The organism is Rhodococcus sp. RS1C4 (genome assembly GCF_002258225.1).
Taxonomy (GTDB): domain Bacteria; phylum Actinomycetota; class Actinomycetes; order Mycobacteriales; family Mycobacteriaceae; genus Rhodococcoides; species Rhodococcoides fascians_E.
Genome location: NZ_NOXZ01000047.1, coordinates 19,029 through 33,804, shown reverse-complemented (window position 1 = coordinate 33,804; position 14,776 = coordinate 19,029). Strand labels below are relative to the sequence as shown.

Sequence of the window (14,776 nt, the reverse complement as noted above, 5' to 3'; positions counted from 1 at the left end):
CCTTCGAGCCCGGCCGTCACGTGGCGCTGCGCTCGTCCGAGCCCATCGCGCCGAGCACGGCCAGACGCGTACTCGCACTGCCGGAAATCATGTCCTCTCCGACCCCGGTCGCGAGAAGGTGTCGCCACCGCGCCTCGTCGAACTCGAGCGTCGTCGTCTCCTCGAAGAACGCTTCGAGGACGCGGAGAAATCGAATGGGGTCGTCCCGAAACGGGAAGTGACCGGATCTGCGGAACACTTCGAGCTTCGACCCGGGCATCGCTGCGTGAGCGAGGCGCGCGTGGCTGATCGGAATCACCGAATCCTCGTCGCCCCAGACCAGGAGGACAGGCAGGTTCTCGGTGAGATAGCAACGATCGAGCATCGTCACCACCTGTCCTCGCCAGTCGACGACAGCGCGAAGGGTGCGTAGATACGCCTCGGACGCAGTCGGATCCGGGAGTCCGCTCAGTACACGGACGAGGTCCGGTGTGTCGTGCAGCAGCCCGCCCGGTCGAAGCGGTGATCCGTTGACTCGGCCCACGACCGACCCCGCGAGCTTCACCAGCGACAACGCACCGGGGATGCGCAACAGCTTCACGGCCTCGCTGACGAGGGGGAGCGACGCGATCCTCAGGATCGGATGCACGTCCTTCGTCACGCCCCCGGACGCCACCAGGACGAGACGGTCGACCATGTGAGGGAACTGGTACGAGAACTGCATAGCGACGCCGCCGCCGAGCGAATGCCCGACCACCGTCACGTGCTCGATGCCGAGCACCGACAGGAGATCCCGCATTCCGTTGGCGTACGCGGCGACCGAATAGTCCGCGCGCGGTTTGTCCGATCGACCGTGCCCGAGCAGATCGGGTGCGATGACGGTGTAATTCTGAGCGAGGTGGGGGATGACGTCGTTCCACGTCTCGGAGTTGTCGCCGATGCCGTGAATGAGCAACAGCACCGGGCCCTCGCCCGCGATCCGGTAGGCGCGCCTGTATCCGTGCACGGTGCGGAAGGCGAGCCGCGGTGCAGTGTCCGGCACCGGACGCAGCTTGCGTGTGCGCGGATTGCTCATCTCGCCTCCTTCGTCCGACGAACTCCGTCCTGCCGGGGCAGGGATGTCGCTTAAGACTCTCGCACGAGTTCGCGGCATCGGCGAGATATCGAGCGGATTTACAGTTACAGGTATGTTTCGGCTTGTCGGGGGCTGTTCGTTACACCGAAAAGGGCGGCGTCAGGCGTGAAACATCACACCCGACACCGCCCATGAAGAATTGATCACCGACAACCGGTCAGGGGTTGTCGTGGCCCTCGTCCGAGGAGTCCGCGTCGGTCGGGGAGCCGGACTCGGTGCCGAAACCGGTCTGCTCGGCGAGGAACTTCTCGAATTCCGCACCCAGTTCGTCACCGCTCGGAAGGTCCTGATCCTTCGCCAACAACGTCGACTGCTGCTCCTGGGCTGCGACGTACGTGTCGTACTGACGCTCGAGCGCGTGGACGACCGACTGGACTTCCTCGTTGCCGGTGATGTGCTCGTCGACCTGTTCCTTGACGCGAGCCGCAGCCTGCCCCAGCGCGACGAGGGGGAGGTCGAGCTCGCCGGCGGTGCTGACGTTCTCGAGCAAGGTCTCCGCGGCCGCCGGGTAATCCGTCTGCGCGAGGTAGTGCGGAACGTGAACGGAGAAGCCCATGGACTCGTGACCGTGCTGGGCCATCCGTAGTTCGAGCAGCGAGGAGGCGCTACCGGGAACCTGCAGCTCACCGGACCAGCTCTGATCCTCGGGAACCAAATCCTTGTTGGACGAATGGGCCGTCACACCGAGCGGGCGGGTGTGCGGGATCGCCATCGGGATCGAACCGAGACCGATGGTGCGACGGACCCCGAGTTGCTCGGCAAGAAGGCGTACCGCAGTGGTGAACTTCTCCCACCGCAGATCCGGCTCCATCCCGGACAACAAAAGGAACGGCGTGCCGGTGTTGTCCTTGACGGCGTACAGATTGAGCTCGGGAGCGTCGTAATCCGAGAAGTGATCGGACTTGAAGGACATCGTCGGGCGCCGCGACCGATAATCGATCAGCTCGTCCACATCGAAAGACGCGACCAACTCCGTTTCCAGCGTCTCCCGCAGATGCTTCGTCGCCAACTTCACCGCATGACCGGCGTCGGAGAATCCTTCGAGACCGTGGACCAGGATCGGCCCCACTCCGTCGCTGGAAGAGATCTGTGGAGCCGGAAACTCCAGCTCGTACATACTCGACTTCTCGTCCATGCCGGACCCCTTTCGCTAGTTCGTTCGAGGCCCGGTGCGCGAGGAGGACGCCGAAACCGACTTCGAGACAGGATACTCGGGCGGTTCGGGCGGTAGCACCGGAAGTCGCTTTCACGACACCCACTCCCCAAATGAACACCTCCCGTCGTGTCGTTCATTCCCTGTGACCGCTGGATGAGACTTCGGTCAGCCCCCGAAACTCTCGAGCGCGCGGATCTTGTTGGTGACGTCCAGGGCCGCGACCTTGTACGCCTCCGACAAGGTGGGGTAGTTGAACACGGCGTCGACCAGGTAATCGACGGAGCCACCGCACCCCATGACTGCTTGGCCGATGTGGATCAGGTCGGTGGCTCCCGAACCGAAGATGTGCACCCCCAGCAGCGACCTGTCCTCCGTCGACACGAGCAGCTTGAGCATGCCGTAGGAGTCGCCGGCTATCTGGCCTCGCGCCAGCTCCCGATAGCGCGAGACACCTACCTCGTACGGGACGGAGTTCTTCGTCAGCTCCACCTCCGTGGCGCCTACGTAGGAGACTTCGGGAATCGAGTAGATTCCGATCGGCTGTAGGTCCATCAGCCCTTTGCTCGGTTCACCGAACGCGTGGTACGCGGCCAGTCGTCCCTGATCCATCGATGTAGCGGCCAATGCAGGAAACCCGATGACGTCCCCGACCGCATAGATGTGATCGACCTTCGTCTGAAAGTTGTCGTCGACGAAGATGCGGCCCCGCGCGTCGGCTTCGAGTCCCGCGTTCTCCAGTGACAGTGCATCGGTCAAACCCTGGCGTCCCGCCGAGTACATGACGGCCTCGGCCGGTATGCGTTTTCCGCTGGCCAGTGTGGTCACCGTGCCGGACGGTCCGACGTCCACTGCCGTGACTGCTTCACCGAAACGGAACGTCACCGCCAGATCACGCAGATGGAACTGCAGCGATTCCACGATCTCGCGGTCGCAGAAGTCCAGCATGGTGTCTCGTTTCTCGACGACGGTCACCTTCGTGCCGAGTGCCGCGAACATCGACGCATATTCGATACCGATGACACCCGCACCGACCACGACCATCGAAGCGGGTATGAACTCGAGGTTCAGAATTCCGTCGGAATCGAGGACTCGGTAGTCGTCGAACTCGATGTCCGCGGGACGCGCCGGGGCGGTGCCCGTGGCGATCACGACATTCTTCGCCTTGACGGTGATCCGCTCGCCACGTTGGTCGTCGTCGATGTCGACGGTGTGGGCATCCAGGAAGCGACCCGTGCCGGTGATCAGTTCGATTCGGTTCCGCAGCAGCTGCGAGCGGACGACCTCGATCTCCTTGCCGATCACGTGGGCCGTGCGAGCAAGCAGATCCGCCGGAGTGATGTTCGCCTTGACACGGTAGCTGGCACCGTACAGCTCTCTCTGATTCATTCCGGTGAGGTACAGAACGGCCTCGCGCAGAGTTTTCGACGGGATGGTCCCGGTGTTCACACAGACACCGCCGAGCATCTTTCCCTTCTCCACCATGGCAACCCGTTTACCGAGCTTTGCCGCCGCGATGGCGGCCTTCTGCCCACCGGGTCCCGAGCCGATCACCACGAGGTCGTATTCCATCGATGCAGACATGGATCATGAATACTCCGCGTGCGCGAAGTTCGGATGCCGCTCCGGTCACAAGCACGTGAACACCGAACAGTTCGGCATGTACGAATGTCGCTACTCCTGCATGGGTTGTGGAAGTGTGATGTCAGGACATGTCAACCCGAGTGTGGAGGAAGCAATGCCGCAAACAGTGCGTGCCGTGGTCGCGAAGGCGAAGGGTGAGCCGGTCTCGATCGAGCAGGTCACCATTCCTGATCCCGGGCCCAACGATGTCGTGGTGAGGATCGCCGCGTGCGGGGTGTGTCATACCGATCTGCATTACCGCGAGGGCGGGATCAACGACGAGTTCCCGTTTCTGCTCGGCCACGAGGCTGCAGGCACCGTCGAGACGATCGGGGACGCGGTCACCCACGTGGAGGTCGGGGATTTCGTGGTGTTGAACTGGCGTGCGGTGTGTGGTGAATGCCGGGCCTGCAAGAAGGGCAAGCCCTGGTACTGCTTCGATACGCACAATGCGTCGAAGAAAATGACCCTGGCCGATGGCACGGAGCTTTCGCCGGCGTTGGGTATCGGTGCGTTCGCGGACAAGACGTTGGTGCACGAAGGGCAGTGCACGAAGGTGAATCCGGAGTCCGATCCTGCGGTGGTGGGGTTGCTCGGGTGCGGTGTGATGGCCGGGCTCGGTGCGGCGATGAACACCGGCAACGTCTCGCGTGGTGATTCGGTGGCGGTCATCGGGTGTGGTGGTGTCGGTGATGCGGCGATCGCGGGTGCGAAGTTGGCGGGGGCGACGACGATCATCGCTGTCGATCGGGACAAGGGAAAGCTCGAGTGGGCGAAGGATCTCGGTGCCACGCACACCGTCGATGCGTCGGCGGTCGATGCGACGTCGGCGGTGCAGGAGCTCACCGGTGGGTTCGGTGCGGATGTGGTGATCGATGCGGTGGGTCGTCCGGAGACGTGGAGGCAGGCGTTCTATGCGCGTGATCTGGCGGGGACGGTGGTGTTGGTGGGGGTTCCGACGCCGGAGATGACGCTGGAGATGCCGTTGATCGATTTCTTCTCCCGTGGTGGGTCGCTCAAGTCGTCGTGGTACGGCGATTGTCTGCCGGAGAGGGATTTTCCGTTGTTGGTGGATCTGTACGAGCAGGGTCGGTTGCCGCTGGAGAAGTTCGTGACCGAACGGATCGGGATCGAGGACATCGAGGCTGCGTTCGAGAAGATGCACAAGGGCACCGTCCTGCGATCGGTGGTCGAACTGTGAGCCTGCGTATCGACAAGGTGGTGACCTCGGGAACCTTCGCTCTCGACGGAGGTGAATGGGATGTCGACAACAACATCTGGCTGATCGGCGACGACAGCGAAGTGGTGATCGTCGATGCGGCTCACGACGCTCGCCCGATCATCGAGGCCGTGGCCGGCCGGACGGTGAAGGCGATCGTGTGCACACACGGCCACAACGATCACGTCACCGTGGCGCCGGAGCTCTCCCGCGAGCTCGACGCGCCGATCCTGCTCAACCCGGCCGACGACGTGTTGTGGGAGCAGACCCATCCCGGACTCGCGCACTCCACGCTCGAGGACGGTCAGCGAATCTCCGTGGCAGGTACGGAGATCCTGGCGCTGCACACACCGGGACACTCGCCGGGCTCGACGTGCCTCCACGTGCCCGAGGCACGTCAGTTGTTCTCCGGGGACACCCTGTTCTCCGGCGGGCCCGGTGCCACCGGACGGTCGTACTCCGATTTCCCGACCATCATCGGCTCGATCCGGGATCGGTTGTTCGCGCTGCCCGCCGACACCCGTGTGAACACCGGACACGGTGACGGAACGAGCATCGGCGACGAGTCCCCGCACCTCGAGGAATGGATCAAACGCGGAAGCTGAGCCGCCGCCGTGTTCTCCCGGGTATCTCGGCGGACACGGGCGTGCCTTACGTCCGGTTCCACCCTCCGAATGAGAGGGTGGATCCGGACGTCTTGCCTGAGGTGAACCGGCGAGATTTCCGGTACTTTCCGTGGCCAAAGTCTGGAGGCTCTTCCCGTGGTGCGTCGTAACGCAGGACATCGACCGACTCTTCTCGGGATCGGCATCTGCGCCGCCGTGACGCTGGCTGCGTGCGGGTCCGACGTGTCCGGTACCCCCGAGCCGGCCGGCACCAGCGGGTCACCGTCGGTATCGGCCGAGGCCACGGACCTGAACGCGCTGTTGGTCGATCCGTCGGTGTTCCCCGCCCCGTACGAGGCCATCGTCCTTCCGCCACAGGCGATTGCGCAGGCATCACCGGACCTGACGGGAATCCCCGCCGGCGCCGAGGTGAGTCCGGCCGGTTGCAAACCGAAGGAAGTCCGACCGGGCGAAGCAGCCCTGATCGTCGGCACCGACAACACCGATCGCGCCACGATCTCGGTGGAACTGACCGCAACCGACGAGCCGTTGTCGGTACGGGAATCGCAACTTGCCGAATGCGCCGAGGTCCAGGCAACGAAATCCGGTGCAACGTCCACCATCCGCTCGACGGTCGTGCCAGCCCCGCCGATCGACGCCGACGACACCCTCGCTGTCCGCCAGACAGTGTCGTCGGGAACGGGTTCGGACACGGTGACACAGTCGATGTTGACGTTGCTCGCCCAGGTCGGGGACGTCAGGATCGCAGCGACCTACATGTCCTTCGAGCAGGGCGCGACCGACGGCGCGACGTTGGACGAGGTCTTCACCGCAGCGGTGCAGAAGGTCAAGGCCGGCTAGCACATCCCACCGACGTCACCCGTGCCGTCCCTTCTCGGATCGGCCGTCGACGCAGGTGGTTGTCCACAGGGTGCCCGTCATCCACAGGCTGTCTTCCGCCCCAGGTCGGAACCGAGACTCGGAGTTCGGCCCGGGCACGCTGTGCAGCATGACAACCGACTCCGGAACCCACCGACACCCGCCGATACCCGAGCGCATCGTCGGGCCGGGTGAACTCATCGCCGCGATCCCGGCCTTCCTTGGATTCACGCCCGAGCGTTCGCTGGTGTTGATGTGCCTCGACGTTCTTGCCGGGTCGACCCTGGAAGTCCAGACCGTGATGCGCCACGACCTGACCCTGCCGGACCGTTCCGAAGGGCAGTCGCTTTTCGAGTCGGGTGTGACCGAGGACATGCAGAGCGTTATCGAGCACTTCGCTGAGATGTGTGCCCAGTATCAGGTCAGGGCCGCACTGGCAGTCATCGTCGACGATCGCGGTGTCACCGTGGACGGACGGTTCAGGGGCCTCGCACATCGATTGTCCGACCAGCTGCGAGTTCGGGGGGTCGAACTCACCGAGGTGTACCTGATCGCAGAGGTGACCCGGGGGAGCCGGTGGAGGTCCGCGATCGGCGTCATGGAATACGGGTACCTCACCGACCCCAGAACATCGCCCGTTGCACTGGCGTACATGCTCCAGGGTCGCGGAGTACACGAATCCCGCACCATGCTGGCAAGAACCGTTCGACCGGTGGACGATCCGCTGTCGCGGACAGTCGCACGGACACTGGCGTCGGGCGCTGTCGTCGACGTCGGCAGCGACCGCGGACGTCTCCACTCGATCGTCGAACAATTGGAGGAATGGTCGGGGTACTCTCCCGACAACCCTGCCGTGGTCACTCTGCCGCCGGACCGGATCGCGGAGTTCGGAGCGGCGGTCCAGCACGTCATGGTGCGCGACAGCGTCCTCGCACTGGCGCTCTCCGGTGTCGCCGGGCTGGCCGAACAGTTGTGGACTCTGCTGATGCGCACGTTGCCCGCGCCGGAACGGGCATGCCCGGCAACGCTGTTGGCGTTCAGTGCCTATACGCGGGGCGAAGGCGCGCTGGCGTCCGTTGCGCTCGACATCGCCCACCAGGCGGACGAGAACTACTCGCTCGCTCACCTGCTGAGCCGCTCGCTCGCCGCAGGCGCGCGGCCCTCGATGATCCGGGAGGTGGCGCTCAGCGGATATGCAGTGGCCGAGCTGTGCGGAGTCGCGCTCCCGCCGCCGGTGGACTGACCTGTACCGAAATGCCCCTACCGGATGTTACGGCCGTGCCGAATGCGCTCGATCGCCCAACTTCTGGAGGAAGTTCCACGCATCGGCGACGATGACATCGAGGTCGGTCCTTTGCGGCGACCACCCGAGTTCGGTGGTGGCGCGTTCGCTCGAAGCGATGAGAACCGCCGGATCACCTGCCCGGCGCGGCGCGTTCTCCACCGCAATGGGCAGTCCGGTGACGCGCTCGCAGGCGTCGATGACCTCGCGTACCGAAAAACCTTGACCGCTGCCAAGATTGAAGATCGTGTGCGATCCCGGCGTTGCCGACTCGAGTGCGAGGATGTGGGCATCGGCAAGATCGAGCACGTGGATGTAGTCACGCACCGCGGTGCCGTCGGCAGTCGGCCAATCCGTTCCGAACACCGAGATCTTGGCCCGCTGACCGAGGGCGGTCTGCAGAACCAGCGGAATCAAATGCGTTTCCACGACTCGGTTCTCGCCGAAACCCGTATACGCGCCCGCGACATTGAAGTACCGCAGGCTGGTCGCGGCCAGGCCGTAGGCGTTCGAGTACGACGTGATGGCGTGGTCGATGGCCAGTTTGGTTGCGCCGTACGGATTGGTGGGCGCGGTAGGCATCGACTCCGTGATCGGAGTTCGCTCCGGCTCACCGTACGTCGCGGCCGTGGACGAGAAGACGAGCTTCGGTGTGCCCGACTCCCGGATCGCCTCGAGCAACGCGAGCGTGGTCACCACATTGCCCGACCAGTACCGATCGGGCGCCACCACGGACTCTCCGACGAGAGACTGCGCAGCGAAGTGCAGAACTCCGTCGAACCGGCCGTCGCCGAGAATCGACGACGCGACATCCTTGATGTCCGCCTCGACGAACTCGGCGCCTGCCGGAACCGCATCCCGATTGCCGGTCGACAAGTTGTCCACCACCACGACCTCGTGGCCGCGTTCGATCAGGACGGCAGCGCACACGCTGCCCACGTACCCGGCTCCACCGGTCACCAACAACTTCACGTCCGTGACTCCGCTCAGACCTGCTTCACCTGGACGGCGTGAGCCATCTCCTCGGAAATATCGATGCCGTCGTGGCCCGGGACCGTGATCGTCACCGTGCCGGGCTTGGCCTCCACCGTCACACGCGCGTCGGGCACGACGCCTGCATCGCGCAGCTGCGCGATGACCTCGGGGTCGGACTGGACGTGCTCCGCGAGGCGACGGACGACCACGGCCGTTGCGTTCCCGTGGGGCAGATCGGTCAACCTGATCAGGTCCTCCGGCGCGGCAGCCGGCTGACCGAGCCCGAGTTCGGCCAAGCCGGGGATCGGATTCCCGTAGGGCGAGGTCGTCGGGTTGTTCAGCACGGCCACGAGCCGACGCTCGACTTCCTCGCTCATGACGTGCTCCCAGCGGCACGCCTCGGCATGGACGTCTTCCCAGCGCAGACCGATCACATCGACGAGCAGCCGCTCGGCGAGCCGATGCTTGCGCATCACTGCGACGGCAAGGCTGCGGCCCTTCTCCGTCAGTTCCAGGTGGCGGTCACCCGCGACCGAAAGCAGCCCGTCTCGCTCCATTCGAGCGACGGTCTGGCTGACGGTGGGACCGCTCTGTTCGAGGCGTTCGGCGATACGTGCCCGCAGCGGTACGACGCCCTCTTCTTCCAAGTCGTAAATCGTCCGGAGGTACATCTCCGTGGTGTCGACCAGATCCTTCACACTCAACCCCTTCGTCGCAACGGATTCTACCGTTGATCGGCGCATAGTGGCGCCGTAGGCCATGTGCCCGCGTGCCGCGAATTCGTACCCGCCGGTAACCGACTACAACACCGAGGGACGCTCGCACAGTCCCGGCGGGACAAGTAGCGTTGCGTTTCATGGCAGATCAGGCGACGGCATCGCCACCACGAACTCCGGTGGCAGGCGACGACATCGTCGTCTGGAGCGCGGATTACCTCTCCTATCGGTGGAGTGCGGATCATCCGATGAACCCCACGCGTCTGGATCTGACGATGCAGCTCGCGCGACAGATCGGTGTTCTGGACGGAATAGAACTCGTCGAACCCACTGCGGCTCCGGACGAGGAGCTGCTCCGAATTCACACACCCGCCTACATCGAGGCGGTCAAACGTGCGCCGGAGAAGGGTACGGCGTTGGTGGACCCGGATCACGTGGAACACGGACTGGGATCGGACGACAACCCGGTGTTCGAGAAGATGCACGAAGCATCCGCGATGCTCACCGGTGGTTCACTGACCGCGGCACGGGAAATCGCGGCCGGACGGGCACGGCGGGCCGTGAGCATCGGCGGCGGCATGCACCACGCCATGGCCGACTGGGCGTCCGGATTCTGCGTCTACAACGACGCTGCGGTCGCCATTTCGTGGTTGCTCGACAACGGTTTCGACCGTATCGCCTACATCGACGTCGACGCCCACCACGGTGACGGTGTGCAACAGGCGTTCCTCGGTGATCCCCGAGTGCTGACGGTGTCTCTTCATCAACATCCCGCGACGCTGTGGCCCAACACCGGATGGTCGAGCGAAGTCGGCTCGGGACCGGCCGAAGGGACCGCGATCAACATTCCGCTGTTGCCTGGAACCGGAGACCGGTTGTGGCTGCGCGCGTTTCATGCGATCGTGCCGGGGGCCATCTCGGCGTTCCGCCCGCAGATCATCGTCAGCCAGTGCGGTGTGGACAGCCACCGGGAGGACCCGTTGGCCGACCTGGCGTTGACCGTCGACGGTCAGAATGCGGCATTCCTCGCCATGCGTGACCTCGCGGACAGGTACTCCGAGGGACGGTGGCTCGCGGTCGGCGGAGGTGGTTACGGTCTCGTGCGCGTCGTGCCCCGTGCATGGACGCATCTGATCGCTGCCGCTCTGGGCCGAAGCATCGACCCCGGCCTCGCTCTGCCCGAGCAGTGGCGTGACCGTGTGCGCGCCATCGCTCCGAGTGTCGATCTACCGCAGGTGATGGGAGACGGTGGCGACATCGACTATCCACCGTGGGACGGCCCGGGCGGCGCCGTGGCGGGGAGCGTCGAGGCCGCCGATCGTGCGCTCGAGCGTGTCGACTCGGCGATCATCGCCACCCGGCGAGCAAGCTTTCCCCTGCTCGGCCTCGACCCGGAGGACCCTCGTGACTGAACCCACCGCCAAAGAGCGCGAACGAGAACGTGCCGAGACATCCTTTCCCAAGCACTGGGTCGCCGACGTGTTGGCATCCGACGGGGGAGTGGTCCACCTGAGGCCGATCGTCCCGTCGGACGCGGATGCTCTCGTCGCCTTCCATGGGCGCCTCTCCGAACGCACGCGCTACCTGCGTTACTTCGGCCCCTACCCGACGATGCCGCAGCGAGACGTTCTCAACTTCACGACGGTCGATCATCACGCCCGAGTCGCGTTCGTGGCGATTCTCGGTGACGACATCATCGCCGTCGGTCGCTACGAGCGTCTGCCCGAAGGTGACGGCAATTCCGCCGAGGTCGCCTTCGTCGTCGCCGATTCCCACCAGGGCCGCGGACTCGGACCGATTCTGTTGGAGCATCTCGCCGGAGCGGCGGCCGAGAACGGAGTGACGATGTTCGTCGCCGAGGTTCTCGCCGAGAATCGAAACATGGTCACGGTGTTCCGTGAGGCCGGGTACCAGGTCTCACGCAGCTTCGAAGGCGGCGTTCTGCGGCTCGAGTTCGCGATCGACCCCAGTGAAGCTCTTCTCTCCGTGCGAAATTCACGCGAGCGAGCAGCCGAAGCGCGCAGTGTGAGAAACGTGCTGAGCCCGACGTCCGTTGCCGTGATCGGCGCGTCGACCGACAGTTCGAAAGTCGGCAACGCGGTGCTCGCGAACCTGCTCGCCGGCGGCTTCACCGGGCCGGTCTACCCGGTCAACGCCGACCACCGATCGGTTCGTGGAGTTCGGGCCTACCCGACGGTCCACGACATTCCGGATTCGGTGGACCTGGCGATCGCGGCGGTGCCTGCGGATTCGATCGACGAGGTGCTCGACGACTGTCTCGACAAGGGCGTGAAGGCGCTCGTGGTCGTATCCGCCGGATTCGGAGAGTCCGGTCCGGAAGGGCAGGAGAACGAACGTCGGCTCGTGCGCTCCGCGCGGGCCCACGGCATGCGGCTGGTCGGACCGAACGCTCTCGGTGTCGCCAACACCGACCCCGAATTCGCGCTGAACGCGACGCTCGCACCGTCGCTTCCCATGCCGGGTCACGTGGGGTTCTTCTGCCAATCGGGCGCACTCGGAATCGCAATTCTGGATCAGGCGACGAAACGCAGTCTGGGGTTCTCCACCTTCGTCTCGGCAGGAAACCGTGCCGACGTCTCCGGTAACGATCTACTCCAGTACTGGGATTCCGATCCAGCGACGGAAGTCGTTCTGCTGTATCTCGAAAGCTTCGGTAATCCAAGGAAATTCACCCGAATCGCGCGGCGGGTGGCGCGGTCCAAGCCCATCGTCGCCGTCAAGAGCGGGCGCGGCGCGATCCCCCCGGCACTCGCCACCGGCCCCGACATCGACGATTCGATCGTGAAAGCGCTGTTCGAACAGGCAGGCGTCATACAGGTCGACACCATTGCGCAGCTGTTCGACTGCGCAATCCTGTTCGGTTTCCAGCCTCTGCCCACCGGGCCACGTGTTGCGGTCGTCGGCAACTCCACCGCACTCGGTGTCCTCGCCGTCGATGCTGCACGAGCCGAAGGACTGCACGCGGGAGCGCCCATCGATGTCGGACCTCAAGCGGGCCCACAGGAGTTCGCGGCGGCTGTGTCCGGCGCGCTGCAGGCGGGAGACGTCGACTCGGTGATCGTGGTCTTCGTGCCTCCGGTCGCAGTGACCGTCGAGCCCTTCGCCGAAGCGCTGGGCGACGCCGTCCGCGGCGCAGACAAGCCTGTCCTGACGACTTTCCTTGCAACCGAAGGTATTCCCGACGTGCTGGCGGTCCGAGGAGAGCAGGGGCAACCCGTGCGGGGATCGGTTCCGTCGTACTCCAGCCCGGAGCGTGCCGTGACAGCACTCGCGAAGGCGTGGCGCTACAGTGCGTGGAGAAGTAGGCCGGCGTCCACGCCGATCCGACCGAACGGCATCGACTCCGAACGCGCCTCGGCGTTGGTCCGTGGCTGGATGTCCGCCGACAAGGATCGATGGCTGTCGGATTTCGAATCTGCAGAACTGCTGTCCTGCTACGGAATCGAGGTCGTGGATTTCCGATCCGTCACCGACGAGGCCGAGGCGGTCGCCGCAGCGGAAGAACTCGGCTATCCCGTGGCCGTCAAGGCAACCGGGGAACTGTGGAAGCACCGGCCGGACCTCAGCGGAGTTCGTCTCGATCTTGCCGGCGCGGACGCGGTGCGTATCGCGTACCACACCCTCGCGCACGAGACGGGCGAACCACTCCTGCAGGTGCAGCGTATGGCGCCCAAGGGAATCGGCTGCGTGGTGCAGGTTCAGGACGACCCCAGCTTCGGGTCGCTCATCTCCTTCGGGCTGGCCGGCGTCATCTCGGACCTGCTGGGAGACCGTGCGTATCGCGTGCTCCCACTGACCGAGGACGAAGCCGTACAACTGATCGACGCGCCCAAAGCCGCGCCCCTGCTGTCCGGTTACAGAAATGCGGTCCCCGTGAACAAGAGCGCGCTCGTCGACCTCGTTCAGCGGGTCTCGGCAATGGCCGACGACATCCCCGAACTGCGGGAACTCGTCTGCGAGCCGGTCCTGGCGTCGGCGCGCGGGGCGGAGATCATCGACACACGACTGCGCGTCGGACCCGAACCCACCCGAGCAGATCTGGGCCCGCGTCGCCTGCGGTGAACACCGCGAGGTGAACACAAGCAGTAGCCGCTCCGAATGCACGAGCATTCGGAGCGGCCACTGCTTTGGGTGAGTCAGCGGGGCGACTCACCGCTGCACCACCTGACTTGGGGCTGGAGATCAGCTCGCGTAGGAGCGCAGCTTCTCGGCACGGTCTCCTTGACGCAGTTTCACCATGACCTCACGCTCGATCTGGCGAACACGCTCCCGCGAGAGACCGAAAAGCTTACCGATCTGGTCGAGAGTGCGCGGCTGACCGTCGTCGAGGCCGTAGCGAAGCCGAATGACCTGCTGCTCGCGTTCGTCGAGCGTTCCCAGCACAGTCCGCACGTCGGTGTGAAGGAGCCCGGCGATGACAGCGTTCTCGGCCGACGTGGCCTCGGAATCTTCGATGAAGTCGCCGAGTGGCGCCTCCTCGTCGGTACCGACCGGCATGTCCAGGCTGACCGGGTCACGGCTGTGATCGAGAAGGTCTGCGATCTTCTCCGCGGGAATTCCGGACTCGTTCGACAGTTCCTCGTCGGTAGCCTCGCGGCCGAGCTGCTGATGCAGCTCGCGCTTGATCCGGGCCAGCTTGTTCACCTGCTCCACCAGGTGAACAGGAAGCCGGATCGTGCGGCTCTGATCAGCCATGCCGCGCGTGATGGCCTGGCGGATCCACCACGTGGCGTACGTGGAGAACTTGAACCCCTTGGCATAGTCGAACTTCTCCATCGCTCGAATCAGTCCCAGGTTGCCTTCCTGGATGAGGTCGAGCAGAGGCATACCGCGTCCGGTGTATCGCTTGGCGAGCGACACGACCAGGCGGAGATTGGCCTCCAGAAGGTGGCTACGGGCTGCACTTCCGTCGCGCACGATGATGGCGAGATTCCGCTTCTTGGCGGCGGTCAACCGCTTGGTGTTCTCCAGCACGTTCTTCGCGTACAACCCCGCCTCGATCCGCTTGGCGAGATCCACTTCCTCATCCGCGGTCAGCAGAGCTGTGCGGCCAATTCCGTTGAGGTAGACGCGGACCAAATCTGCGGCCGGGCTCTGGGCGTCGAGGTCGGCATCGCTGGGGCGCGGGCGGGTCGTGGTGCTGGGGCTGGTCATGACTTGCCTCCTGATCGGTGGTGTCTCATAGTGCT

Annotated in this window: 12 protein-coding genes; 6 read left to right on the top strand and 6 right to left on the bottom strand. The window is 64.7% G+C overall.

The features are described from left to right. Positions 1-16: 16 nt before the first annotated feature. The 3 genes from CH289_RS23715 to sthA form a co-directional block, all read right to left on the bottom strand. Entirely contained in the window at positions 17-1,054 is a 1,038-nt protein-coding gene (locus tag CH289_RS23715) for an alpha/beta fold hydrolase (protein WP_019664078.1), read from the bottom strand. A gap of 217 nt (positions 1,055-1,271) precedes the next feature. After that, positions 1,272-2,249 carry a proteasome assembly chaperone family protein gene (locus tag CH289_RS23710; protein WP_019664077.1) on the bottom strand — a complete coding sequence of 326 codons (978 nt, stop codon included), beginning with the start codon at positions 2,247-2,249 and terminating at the stop codon, positions 1,272-1,274. Between the two features lie 186 nt (positions 2,250-2,435). Then, positions 2,436-3,851 (bottom strand): Si-specific NAD(P)(+) transhydrogenase, encoded by a 1,416-nt coding sequence (gene sthA / locus CH289_RS23705; protein ID WP_019664076.1) that lies wholly within the window; start codon positions 3,849-3,851, stop codon positions 2,436-2,438. A gap of 154 nt (positions 3,852-4,005) precedes the next feature. Between sthA and CH289_RS23700 the strand changes: the two genes are divergently transcribed. The 4 genes from CH289_RS23700 to CH289_RS23685 all read left to right on the top strand — a co-directional run bounded on the left by CH289_RS23700 (position 4,006) and on the right by CH289_RS23685 (position 7,836). After that, positions 4,006-5,091, top strand: coding sequence for an S-(hydroxymethyl)mycothiol dehydrogenase (locus tag CH289_RS23700; protein ID WP_026347600.1), 1,086 nt, complete (start codon positions 4,006-4,008; stop codon positions 5,089-5,091). After that, positions 5,088-5,714 carry an MBL fold metallo-hydrolase gene (locus tag CH289_RS23695; protein ID WP_019664074.1) on the top strand — a complete coding sequence of 209 codons (627 nt, stop codon included), beginning with the start codon at positions 5,088-5,090 and terminating at the stop codon, positions 5,712-5,714. The genes CH289_RS23700 and CH289_RS23695 overlap by 4 nt, the downstream gene beginning before the upstream one ends. A 216-nt stretch (positions 5,715-5,930) precedes the next feature. Then, positions 5,931-6,575 carry a DUF5642 family protein gene (locus CH289_RS23690; RefSeq protein WP_033189647.1) on the top strand — a complete coding sequence of 215 codons (645 nt, stop codon included), beginning with the start codon at positions 5,931-5,933 and terminating at the stop codon, positions 6,573-6,575. Between the two features lie 148 nt (positions 6,576-6,723). Continuing rightward, positions 6,724-7,836 carry a DUF4192 domain-containing protein gene (locus CH289_RS23685; RefSeq protein WP_094728713.1) on the top strand — a complete coding sequence of 371 codons (1,113 nt, stop codon included), beginning with the start codon at positions 6,724-6,726 and terminating at the stop codon, positions 7,834-7,836. Positions 7,837-7,863: 27 nt separating this feature from the next. On the opposite strand, the gene galE is transcribed toward CH289_RS23685, so the two are convergent. Then, positions 7,864-8,847 carry a UDP-glucose 4-epimerase GalE gene (gene galE, locus CH289_RS23680; RefSeq protein ID WP_094728711.1) on the bottom strand — a complete coding sequence of 328 codons (984 nt, stop codon included), beginning with the start codon at positions 8,845-8,847 and terminating at the stop codon, positions 7,864-7,866. 14 nt (positions 8,848-8,861) lie between these two features. Continuing rightward, positions 8,862-9,548, bottom strand: a complete 687-nt coding sequence (locus CH289_RS23675; RefSeq protein WP_019664070.1) for a metal-dependent transcriptional regulator — start codon at positions 9,546-9,548, stop codon at positions 8,862-8,864. A gap of 158 nt (positions 9,549-9,706) precedes the next feature. Between CH289_RS23675 and CH289_RS23670 the strand changes: the two genes are divergently transcribed. Further along, complete coding sequence (locus CH289_RS23670) at positions 9,707-10,978, top strand: acetoin utilization protein AcuC (protein WP_026347599.1); 1,272 nt, start codon at positions 9,707-9,709, stop codon at positions 10,976-10,978. After that, a complete protein-coding gene (locus CH289_RS23665) occupies positions 10,971-13,649 on the top strand; it encodes a bifunctional acetate--CoA ligase family protein/GNAT family N-acetyltransferase (protein ID WP_020110191.1) in 2,679 nt (892 codons plus the stop codon). Before CH289_RS23670 ends, CH289_RS23665 begins: the two co-directional genes overlap by 8 nt. 120 nt (positions 13,650-13,769) lie before the next feature. On the opposite strand, the gene CH289_RS23660 is transcribed toward CH289_RS23665, so the two are convergent. Further along, on the bottom strand, positions 13,770-14,741 hold the full coding sequence (locus CH289_RS23660) for a sigma-70 family RNA polymerase sigma factor (protein WP_019664067.1): 972 nt from the start codon (positions 14,739-14,741) through the stop codon (positions 13,770-13,772). Positions 14,742-14,776 lie beyond the last annotated feature (35 nt).